Genomic DNA, 9,653 nt, shown 5'->3' on the forward strand with positions numbered 1-9,653 from the left:
GCGTTCACCTCCGCGCCTAAAAGCAGGATCACGCCGATCGAATAGAGAAACACCAGCAGGATCATCGGCGTCGCAAGCCCGGCATAGGTGGCGCTGTATTGCGCGAAGGTGCCGAGATAATAGGCGAAGCCGGAGGCGAAGATCGCCCAGAACACCAGCGTCAGGATGATGCCGGGAAGCACATCGACCAGCCGACGGCGGCCGGCCGCCAGAAACAGATGGGCGATGACCAGCCCGAACATCAGCAACAGGAAGGTGCCCACGAGGCGCGCATTGGCCAGCGTCGTCAACCCGTTCTCCAGCCAGGGAAACCAGCGCTCGGCAAAGTGCAGCGCGATCGGCACCACCACGAACATGATGCTGAGGAAGGCAAAGATGATCGAGGCCAGAAGCACGAAGCCGAGGCTCTTGATCCTGAGCCACCACCACGTCCGGGTCTCTTCCACGCGGTAGGCGCGGTTGAGCGAAAGCCTGACGGCCTCCACGCCATTGGAGGCGAAATAGGCGGCGGCCAGCACCGAGACGGTCAGCAGTCCGCCGCGCGGCACGGTCAGCACCTGGCGGATCTGGTTGGAAACCGGTTCGGCGATCTCCTTCGGCCATGCGCCGACGATCGTGTTGATCGCGATGTCGGCAAACTGGTCGGCGCCGAGAAAACCCGCAAGCGTCGTGCCGAAAATCAGGAAGGGAAAAAGCGCAAGCAATGTGGAAAGCGCCACATGGCTCGCCATCGCCCAGCCGTCGTCCTCGCTGAAGTGGTAGAGCGCGTCATAGGCCACCTTGAAGGTCGTGCGGATCGGCTTTCTCATTCTTGCTCCAAAAGGCGTTTCGCGGTCGGCTCGCGATCCTTATATAGGAAAGACAAAGCATTCGTGTACCGGAGTATCTCATTGGCCGAGCAATCCACGATTATCGTCACCGGCTGTTCCAGCGGCATCGGGGCCTATTGCGCCCGGGCGCTGGCGAAGGATGGCTGGCGGGTATTCGCCACGGCGCGCAAGCCGGAGGATATCGCCGCCCTTGAAGCCGACGGCCTCGAGGCGCTCTATCTCGATTACACGGATCAGGCCTCGATCACGGCCCTGGTGGAGGCGGTGGCGGAGCGCACCGGCGGGCGCATCGATGCGCTGTTCAACAATGGCGCCTATGGCCAGCCGGGGGCGGTGGAGGATGTTTCGACAGATGTGCTGCGCGCCCAGTTCGAGGCCAATTTCTTTGGCTGGCACGAGTTGACGCGGCAGGTCCTGCCGTTCATGCGCGCTCGGGGCCATGGCCGCATCGTGCAGTGCTCCTCGATCCTCGGCCTGTTGCCCTACCGCTATCGCGGGCCGTATTCGGCCTCGAAATATGCGCTGGAGGCGATGTCGCTGACGCTGCGCATGGAGTTGGAGGGCACCGGCATTTTCGTGAGCCTGATCGAGCCGGGGCCGATCGCATCGCGCTTCACCGCCAATGCGCTGAAACATATCCACGACAATATCGATCTCGAAGGTTCCCATCACGCCGCCGAATACAAGAAACAGCTTGCCCGCCTTGATGGTTCGGGACCGCCCAACAAAAGCCGGCTGGAACCGGATGCCGTCCATGCCGTTCTGCTTAAAGCGCTGACGGCCAAAAGGCCGCGCCCGCATTATCCGGTCACGACGCCCGCCAGGCAGGGCATGATCCTGAAGCGCATCATGCCCGCCGACTGGTTCTACCGGCTGATGGGACGGTTGAGCTGAGGCAGGAAGATATGGGAAGGATTACCGTAGAACAGGGCGATATCACGGCCTATGACGTCGATGCGATCGTCAACGCGGCCAATGCCTCGCTGCTCGGCGGCGGCGGGGTCGATGGCGCGATCCATCGCGCGGCAGGGCCCGGACTTCTCGATGAATGCCGCATGCTCGGCGGCTGCGCAACCGGCGAAGCCAGGATCACCGGCGGCTACGATTTGAGAGCCCGCTACGTGATCCACACCGTCGGCCCGGTCTGGCGCGGTGGCGGTGATGGCGAGGCCGAAAAGCTGCGGCTCTGCTACCGGAATTCGCTGGAACTTGCGGCGGCGCATGCATGCCGGACGGTCGCCTTTCCGGCGATTTCCACCGGCGTCTACGGTTTTCCGGCCGAGAGCGCCGCGCGCATCGCGGTTGCGAGCGTCGTCAGCGGGCTTCAACGCCTGCCGTCTATCGAGACGGTCTTTCTGGTGGCCTTCAGCGCGGATGCCGCGCGGCTGCTCAGCGATGCGTTGCAGGCGCACTGAGCCGGCCCTTGCAAGCGCCGCTGTTTTGTCGTCTGATGGCGCCGGTTTCCGAAGCATTCCGCTGTCAGCATCGGAATGCGGCAAGACAAAGAGATGGAGTGGGTCAGCGCTTTTGTTGTGACCACGCTCCGGGAGAAAAAATGTCCACGGTATTCGTTTTCGCCACTGTCATCGTGATGCTGCTGGTGGTGTTCTTCCTGGCCCGCGGGCTCATCAACATGATGCTCGGCGGCAGTCCCCAGCATTCCAACAAGATGATGCAGGCCCGCGTCGCGTTCCAGGCGCTTGCCATCATCCTGATCATGATCACGCTGTGGTTGATGCAATCCGGTCATTGATTTCGCCCGGCAGGCCAGAAATACGTTGCATGGCCTTGCCTTTTGCAACCGGTTTCGCTCAATAGCGACGGACTGAAAGAACTGCGACACAATCATGGTCAAACTGAACAAGATCTACACCCGCACCGGCGATGACGGCACCACCGGGCTCGCGGCCGGGCCGCGCCGAAAAAAAGCCGATGTCCTGATGGCGGCGATCGGCGATGTCGACGAGACCAATGCCGCAATCGGTCTCGCGCGGCTGCAGGAGGCAGGCGAATATGACGCGGCGCTCGCCCGCATCCAGAACGATCTGTTCGATCTCGGCGCCGATCTGGCAACGCCGGAGACTGGCGAGGAGCTTGGTTACGAGCCGCTCAGGATCGTCGACGCCCAGGTGGCGTGGCTTGAGGCCGAGATCGACCGTCTGAACGATGCGCTGTCGCCGCTGAACTCGTTCATTCTGCCGGGCGGCAGCGCGCTTGCGGCGCATCTGCACATGGCCCGCACGGTCTGCCGGCGCGCGGAGCGGGCGATGACGCGGCTTGCGGAAAGGGAAGCCGTCTCGCAGCCGGCACTGCAATATATCAATCGCCTCTCCGACCTGCTGTTCGTCGCTGCCCGCCATGCCAATGGCCAGGGAGAGCGCGATGTGCTGTGGGTGCCCGGAAAGAACCGCTGATTGCGCGGCTGAGGTCAAATTGCAGTGAAGTTTTTTTGCGAAAGACGGGAAAACAAACTATCCATGTCGCCGATTGGCAAGCGATCATAGCGCAAAGGCAACATGGTCCTTGGCATGAAGCCGGCGGTGGTTCCGGAGAGAAGATTTAGCGCGTTCGGCCGGTAACGGCCGTGAGTTTGGAGGTTGAACATGAAAATTCTGGTCCCGGTCAAACGGGTGGTCGATTACAACGTCAAGATCCGCGTCAAGCCGGATGGCACCGGCGTCGAGCTTGCCAACGTCAAGATGTCGATGAACCCGTTCGATGAAATCGCGGTCGAAGAGGCGCTCAGGCTGAAGGAAGCCGGCAAGGCCAGCGAAGTGATCGCCGTCTCGATCGGTCCGGCCAAGGCCGAAGAGACGCTGCGCACCGCGCTTGCCATGGGCGCCGACCGCGCCATTCTGATCGCCACCGACGAGACCGTCGAGCCGCTTGCGGTGGCCAAGCTGCTGACGAAGGTTGCCGAGGAAGAAGCGCCGCAGCTCGTCATTCTCGGCAAGCAGGCGATCGATGACGACAGCAACCAGACCGGTCAGATGCTGGCCGCGCTGCTCGGCTGGAGCCAGGCCACCTTTGCCTCCAAGCTGGAACTCGGCGACGGCGAGGCGAAGGTCACCCGCGAAATCGATGGCGGGCTGCAGACGATCTCGGTCAAGCTGCCGGCGATCGTGACCACCGATCTGCGCCTCAACGAGCCGCGCTATGCCTCGCTGCCGAACATCATGAAGGCCAAGAAAAAGCCGCTCGACAAGAAGACGCCCGCCGATTACGGCGTCGATTGCGCCCGCCGGCTGGAAGTGCTGAAGACCGAGGAGCCGCCGACACGCAAGGCCGGGATCAAGGTCGCGAGCGCTGCCGAGCTGGTGGACAAGCTGAAAAACGAAGCCGGCGTATTGTAAGGGGAGCCCGGAACATGACCATACTTCTTCTCGCCGAACATGACGGCAGCTCCGTTTCCGACCAGACCGCGAAGGCCGCGACCGCCGCTGCCGCGATCGGCGGCGATATCCATGTGCTGGTGGCGGGCAAGGGCTGCGCTGCCGCAGCCGAAGATGCGGCGAAGATCGCCGGCGTCTCCAAGGTCCTGATCGTTGAAAGCGATGCGCTGGCCGAGGCTCTCGCCGAGCCGCTGGCGGCCACGATCCTCGATCTTGCTTCCGGCTATGACGTGATCATGGCGGCGGCGACCGCCATCGGCAAGAATGTGATGCCGCGCGTGGCGGCGCTTCTTGACGTGATGCAGGTTTCCGAGATCATCGAGGTCATCGCCCCCGACACGTTCAAGCGCCCGACCTATGCCGGCAACGCCATCGAGACGGTGAAGTCGCATGATGCCAAGAAGGTGATCACGGTGCGCACGGCAAGCTTCTCCGCCGCCGAGATGACGGGTTCAACGCCGGTGGAGACGGTCTCCGCCGCCGCCGATCCGGGGCTTTCGAGCTTCGTTGAAAACGCGATCGCTGCGTCGGAGCGGCCGGAACTGACATCGGCGAAAGTCATCATTTCCGGCGGGCGCGCGCTTGGCTCCTCCGAAAAATTCCAGGAGGTCATCCTGCCGGTGGCGGACAAGCTGGGTGCGGCCGTCGGCGCATCGCGCGCCGCCGTCGACGCCGGCTATGCGCCGAACGACTGGCAGGTCGGCCAGACCGGCAAGGTGGTCGCCCCCGATCTCTACATCGCCTGCGGCATTTCCGGCGCGATCCAGCATCTGGCCGGCATGAAGGATTCGAAGGTGATCGTCGCGATCAACAAGGACGAGGAAGCCCCGATCTTCCAGGTTGCCGATTACGGCATCGTCGGCGATCTGTTCACGGTGCTGCCGGAGCTTGAAAAGGCGCTTTGAGGCGCGATCTTACGGTTTATCCCCGGCCTCACGGCCGGGGATTTCGACGGGGCCCGCCCGTTGTCAAAACGCGGAGGAAATCATGCCCCAGACCAGCCTCACCATCGAAACAAACGGCCAGGGCCTCTACGAGTTTACCGAGGAGGCCGCGCGGTTCGTGCGCAACGAGGCGATGAACGAGGCATTGCTGACGGTGTTCGTGCGCCACACCTCCTGCTCGCTGCTGATCCAGGAAAACGCCGACCCCGACGTCAAACGCGACCTGAGAGCCTATTTCTCGCGGATCGCGCCGCCGGCCAATGACCCTTCGATGCGTTATCTCGTCCATCGGCTGGAAGGCCCGGACGATATGCCGGCACACATCAAATCGGCGCTGACCCAGGTTTCAGTCTCGATCCCGGTTTTCGACGGGCGGCTGGCGCTCGGCACATGGCAGGGCATCTACCTGTTCGAACACCGCGACCGCCCGCACCGCCGCGAACTGGTGCTGCACCTTTCGCCCTGACGTCGGGACGCGCTATCGGGCCTTGCCCGCCAGAACGCTCACCTTGTCGAGCCATTGATCGCGTTGCTTCTGGCTTGCGTTTCGCGCAACGGCAAGGTTGGTCACATGCACGGGCGCAAAGCCGACATAGCCCAGAATCTGTCGTTTGACCTGCTTGACGATGCCGGCGCCGAGGAACAGGCGAAGGTACCAGGACGGCGTATCCGATGTGATGAAGACGCGGGCGCTTTTGTCCTTCAGCAGCTTGTCCGGCAGGCTCGCGCCCTTTTTCGGCGCGAACGCCTTGCCCGGCAGCAGCACACGGTCGAACAGACCTTTCAGCTTCGCGGGCATCCCGCCCCACCACAAGGGATGCGCGACGACGAAATGGTCGGACTGCGCCAGCGCAAGCCAGAAGCGTTCGAGATCCGGTTCCAGCTTCGGGGCGTTTCTGTAGCTCGACTGGCCGAAATCGCTGTTGAACGTCATGCCGGCGAGGTCGAAACGTTCGACATGGTGGCCGGACTGGCGGGCGCTCATCTCGTATCGATCGGCAATCATGCCCGATAGGCTTTGCGTCGCCGGATGGCCGTTGAGGATGACAATGCGTTTATGCGCAGGCGCTGCTGAGTGATTTTTCATGGGGGACTCCTTAAAAATGACCGTGGTCAATTTATATAGGAGCTATCATCATCGCGATTCAATACAAAAAAAGTGACTGCGGTCAATTTATTGACATGACCAGAAAACCACAGAAGCGAAGCCACGAGACCAAAGCGCGCATTCTCGAAGCGGCGCGAGAGCTGACGGAAGGAAAGCCGTTCGATGCGGTTTCGATGGATGCCATTGCCAGGCAGTCGGGCGTCGCGAAGGGCTCTCTTTTCGCGCATTTCACCGACAAGAACGGGCTGTTGTCGCATGTGGTGGCGGAGCGTCTGCAGGCGATTGTTGACGACTGGGAAGTGGAAGGGACCGAGGGCGGATTCCGGCTTGCCGAACTCCTTGATCGGAGCATGGCGCTGGTCGATCTGCTGAGCGCGGATCGCGCGGTTCTGCAGATCTATCTGGATTACTCCGGCGCGACGTCTTCCAACGTCTCGGCGCCGTTTTCGGCCAGTCTCGAGGCGCTGGAAGATCGGCTGTTTTCGTTTCTCTCCCACTGGCGCGAGAATGGCGGCGCCCCGTTCACTCTGAGAACCGATCTGGATGTCGGCGCGCTCGCCGCCGGCGTTTCCGCCTTCGTCACAACGGCGGCCATTTACCGGGCGTGCGAACGCATTGGCTCGCGCGACGATTGTGCTGCGCTTCTCGAAAGCCAGTTCACGGCCTGGCTGGAAGGCCCTGCGGCGTAGGGGCGGGGCTAGCCGCCGACAAGCTCCCCGCCATTGGGGTGGAGCACCTGGCCGCTGATATAGGAGGAATCCTCGCAGGCGAGGAACAGCAGGCTGGGAGCCACCTCGTTGGGTTGGCCCGGGCGCCCGAGTGGTGTGTCCTTGCCGAAGGTCTCGACCTTTTCCTCCGGGAAGGAGGCCGGGATCAGCGGGGTCCAGATCGGGCCGGGGGCCACGCCGTTAACGCGGATGGTTTCCGAAGCGAGATTGCCCGAAAGCGCCCTGATCAGCGACAGCAGCGCGCCCTTGGTCGAGGAATAGTCGATGAGCAGCGGTTGGCCGCGATAGGCGGTGACCGATGTCACCAGAATGATTGAGGCGCCGGATTTCAGATGTGGTCGCGCGGCCTTCAAGAGATGGAATGCGCCGAAGATATTGGTCTTGAAGGTGCGGGTGAGCTGCTCTTCGGAAATATCGGCGATGTCATCCTGGGCGTGCTGCTCGGCGGCGTTGTTGACGACCACGTCGAGCTTGCCGAACCGTTCAATCGTCTTTCCGACAAGCGCCTCCGAGGTCTTCGGGTCGCCGATATCGCCGGCGAAGACGAAGGCCTCGCCGCCTTCCTCCTCCACATGTTTCAACGTGATTTCGGCGTCCTCGGATTCATCCTTGTAATGGATGGCGAGCTTCGCGCCCTCGCGGGCAAACAGGATGGCGGTCGCCCGCCCGATGCCGGAATCGCCGCCGGTGATGATAACGACCTTGTCCTTCAGCCGGTCGGAGCCCGCAAAGCGCGGCATATAGTCGGGCTGCGGGTGCATTTCCTCTTCCGAACCGGGTTGTTTGTTCTGAACCTGTCCTACGGGTGCTTTCGTGCCGGCCATGAGCCTGTCCTTCCGTTTGCAAATCTCGCGCGGCCTCCGCGCCTGTCTTCCTGCTAAAGCGATAAGGCCGGCCTGTTGTTCCAGCCGGGCCGCACATGCGGGGTGGTTACATGTCGCCGAGCGCGCGGCGGCAAATCGGGCAGCACCCGGCCTCTATCCCAGGCGTGCCGTTTTTCAGCATTTTCTGCCGGAATGTGTTAGCCTTAACTCATGAGCCTCATGGGGGAGGGTGCTCCGGACCGAATCCTCTGCGACAGCGCGACTTTCTGAAGACAGAAGATTGGAACTCGAATGAGATACGCCTTTGCCGCAATTGCAATTCTGGCCGCGACGCCCGCCGCCGCCAGCGACCCCGTGCTCGACGAAGCCGTCGAGTTTACAGCGCAGATTTTCCATCTCGATACCGGCGTTCCAGGGCTTGTCATAGCCGCCGTCCGTAATGGCGAGAGTGCTGTGTTCGGTTTCGGGGAGATCGAAAAGGGCAGCGGTCAGGCGCCGGATGGCGACACGCTGATCGGCGTCGGATCGCTGACCAAAAGCTTCACGGGACTTTCGCTTGCGGCGCTCGTCGCGGACGGGACCGTTTCGCTGACTGATCCCGTCGGCCCGCATGCCGGCGTCGTCGATGCGCTTCCCGAAAAGGACGGACGGCAAATTCGGCTGATCGATCTAGCCACGCATGCAAGCGGTCTGCCGCGCGAGCTTGTCGATGTCGAGGGCGTCGAAAAATACAGCGATGCCTCGTTCGCGACCAATCTTTCCGAAAATCCCCTGCTGTTTGCGCCGGGTAGCGGCATTGCCTATTCAAATGTGGGCTTTGACGTGCTCGCAATGACCCTTTCCGACATTGCCGGCGAAGCCTATCCGGATCTGCTCAAAGCCAAGGTCCTCGACCGGATCGGCCTGACCGCGACGAGCTATGATCGTCCCGCGGGCGAGAACTTCATGACCGGCTATGACTGGAACGGCAACGAGATGGATCCCGGCGATCCGATCGAAAACCGGGACGGCGCATCGGGCCTCTACACCACGGCCAATGATATCGTGCAGTATCTGCGATGGAATCTTGATCGCTTCGGGACAGATGACGCGGAAATGCGCGCCATCAGCCACGCCGCGTGGCTGATGCGGGATGGCCTCGACCCGGTTATCGGCATGGATGAATCGGGCCATATGGATGCCATGGGGCTCGGCTGGGTGATCATGATGCCTGAGGGCGACCGCCCGCTGATCATCCAGAAGGCCGGCGGTACCGATGGCGTGTTCAGCTATACCGCGTTTGCGCCGTCGCGCGGCGTCGGCGTTTTCATCGCCATCAATCAGTTCAATTTCTCGGCGGGCATGGAAATGGCGAATATCGTCAATAACCTCATCGGCAGGCTCGCGCCGCGCTGATCGCGGCAAGCCGGCGAGGCCCGTCAGGCTGAAGCCTGGCGGGCCTCGCCTTCTACCGGAAACAGATGCGCCTTGTCCGGGTCGAAGACGAGGGTGATGTCGCTTCCGGTTTCAAGCGGACGATCCTCCGCAAGGGCTGCCACGATGCGCCCGCCGCGGGTAAGCTCGACATTGATCACTGTCTCGGTGCCGAGGCGCTCCACCAGCGTGACCTTGCCGTGCAGCCCACCGGCCGTGCCGCTTTCCACGACATCGAGATACTGCGGACGGAGACCCAGCCGGGCGGTCTTGCGGCCGGCGAAATCGAAGCGGCTCGTCTTCAGCGTGACCGGATCGAGCGCCTCTGATTTGACGGTGATGCCCCGTCCGGTGTTTTCGACGATATCGACATCCATGAAATTCATCGAGGGCGAGCCGATGAAGCCGGCGACG

13 protein-coding genes are annotated in these 9,653 nt (G+C 62.3%); 9 read left to right on the forward strand and 4 right to left on the reverse strand.

What is annotated here, in order from left to right:
- On the reverse strand, positions 1–809 hold an 809-nt coding region (locus B4E36_RS02475; protein WP_345899937.1), incomplete at its 3' end, for a YihY/virulence factor BrkB family protein.
- Between the two features lie 81 nt (positions 810–890).
- Here B4E36_RS02475 and B4E36_RS02480 point away from each other — a divergent pair.
- The 7 genes from B4E36_RS02480 (at position 891) to B4E36_RS02510 (ending at position 5,632) form a co-directional block, all read left to right on the forward strand.
- Entirely contained in the window at positions 891–1,724 is an 834-nt protein-coding gene (locus B4E36_RS02480) for an SDR family oxidoreductase (RefSeq protein WP_345899938.1), read from the forward strand.
- Positions 1,725–1,735: 11 nt separating this feature from the next.
- Positions 1,736–2,245 (forward strand): O-acetyl-ADP-ribose deacetylase, encoded by a 510-nt coding sequence (locus B4E36_RS02485; protein ID WP_292052810.1) that lies wholly within the window; start codon positions 1,736–1,738, stop codon positions 2,243–2,245.
- Between the two features lie 140 nt (positions 2,246–2,385).
- Positions 2,386–2,583 carry a twin transmembrane helix small protein gene (locus tag B4E36_RS02490; RefSeq protein ID WP_018064827.1) on the forward strand — a complete coding sequence of 66 codons (198 nt, stop codon included), beginning with the start codon at positions 2,386–2,388 and terminating at the stop codon, positions 2,581–2,583.
- A gap of 94 nt (positions 2,584–2,677) precedes the next feature.
- Entirely contained in the window at positions 2,678–3,244 is a 567-nt protein-coding gene (locus B4E36_RS02495; protein ID WP_345899939.1) for a cob(I)yrinic acid a,c-diamide adenosyltransferase, read from the forward strand.
- Between the two features lie 189 nt (positions 3,245–3,433).
- Positions 3,434–4,183, forward strand: a complete 750-nt coding sequence (locus B4E36_RS02500) for an electron transfer flavoprotein subunit beta/FixA family protein (RefSeq protein WP_292052818.1) — start codon at positions 3,434–3,436, stop codon at positions 4,181–4,183.
- A gap of 14 nt (positions 4,184–4,197) precedes the next feature.
- Positions 4,198–5,127 carry an electron transfer flavoprotein subunit alpha/FixB family protein gene (locus B4E36_RS02505; protein WP_292052819.1) on the forward strand — a complete coding sequence of 310 codons (930 nt, stop codon included), beginning with the start codon at positions 4,198–4,200 and terminating at the stop codon, positions 5,125–5,127.
- A gap of 82 nt (positions 5,128–5,209) precedes the next feature.
- A complete protein-coding gene (locus B4E36_RS02510; protein WP_292052822.1) occupies positions 5,210–5,632 on the forward strand; it encodes a secondary thiamine-phosphate synthase enzyme YjbQ in 423 nt (140 codons plus the stop codon).
- A 12-nt stretch (positions 5,633–5,644) separates the two neighbouring features.
- Here B4E36_RS02510 and B4E36_RS02515 read toward each other — a convergent pair whose 3' ends face one another.
- The gene (locus B4E36_RS02515; RefSeq protein ID WP_292052824.1) at positions 5,645–6,253 is read right to left on the reverse strand and encodes an NAD(P)H-dependent oxidoreductase; all 609 of its coding nucleotides are present in this window, start codon (positions 6,251–6,253) and stop codon (positions 5,645–5,647) included.
- 95 nt (positions 6,254–6,348) lie between these two features.
- Here B4E36_RS02515 and B4E36_RS02520 point away from each other — a divergent pair, with 95 nt between their 5' ends.
- Positions 6,349–6,963 (forward strand): TetR/AcrR family transcriptional regulator, encoded by a 615-nt coding sequence (locus tag B4E36_RS02520; protein ID WP_292052828.1) that lies wholly within the window; start codon positions 6,349–6,351, stop codon positions 6,961–6,963.
- A gap of 8 nt (positions 6,964–6,971) precedes the next feature.
- Here the strand turns inward: B4E36_RS02520 and B4E36_RS02525 are convergent, their stop codons facing one another.
- Positions 6,972–7,826, reverse strand: coding sequence for an SDR family oxidoreductase (locus B4E36_RS02525; RefSeq protein WP_292052830.1), 855 nt, complete (start codon positions 7,824–7,826; stop codon positions 6,972–6,974).
- A 291-nt stretch (positions 7,827–8,117) separates the two neighbouring features.
- Here B4E36_RS02525 and ampH point away from each other — a divergent pair, with 291 nt between their 5' ends.
- Positions 8,118–9,221, forward strand: a complete 1,104-nt coding sequence (gene ampH / locus B4E36_RS02530) for a D-alanyl-D-alanine-carboxypeptidase/endopeptidase AmpH (RefSeq protein WP_292052832.1) — start codon at positions 8,118–8,120, stop codon at positions 9,219–9,221.
- 23 nt (positions 9,222–9,244) lie between these two features.
- Here ampH and B4E36_RS02535 read toward each other — a convergent pair.
- Positions 9,245–9,653: TOBE domain-containing protein (locus B4E36_RS02535; protein ID WP_345899940.1), on the reverse strand; the 409-nt coding region annotated here is incomplete at its 5' end.

It is taken from the genome of Martelella sp. UBA3392, from assembly GCF_002358775.1.
GTDB lineage: Bacteria > Pseudomonadota > Alphaproteobacteria > Rhizobiales > Rhizobiaceae > Martelella > Martelella mediterranea.